Origin of the sequence: Chromohalobacter sp. HP20-39, from assembly GCF_033052815.1 — a bacterium.
Classification (GTDB): Bacteria; Pseudomonadota; Gammaproteobacteria; order Pseudomonadales; family Halomonadaceae; genus Chromohalobacter.
Map to the genome: position 1 here is coordinate 1 of NZ_JAWHTP010000884.1, position 256 is coordinate 256.

At 64.5% G+C, this 256-nt stretch carries 1 protein-coding gene; it reads right to left on the bottom strand.

Annotation, left to right across the window (positions count from 1 at the left end):
• Positions 1-256 (bottom strand): ATP-binding cassette domain-containing protein (locus RVY79_RS20505; RefSeq protein WP_317466431.1); only part of this gene is annotated, 256 nt, incomplete at both ends.

Consider the following 256-nt stretch of genomic DNA (forward strand, 5'->3'; position numbering starts at 1 on the left):
GTCGAGGGTCTCGACGGTGGTGCCGTCGCGCAGGACGGTGATCCGGTCGGCCACCTTCGCGATCTCGTTGAGCTTGTGGGAGATCAGGATCGAGGCGATGCCCTGCGCCTTGAAGCGCAGCAGAAGCTGCAGCAGGGCTTCGCTGTCCGTCTCGCTGAGGCTCGCGGTCGGCTCATCGAGGATCAGCAGCTTGACCTCCTTGGAGAGCGCCTTGGCGATCTCCACGAGTTGCTGCTTGCCGACACCGAGATGGGTG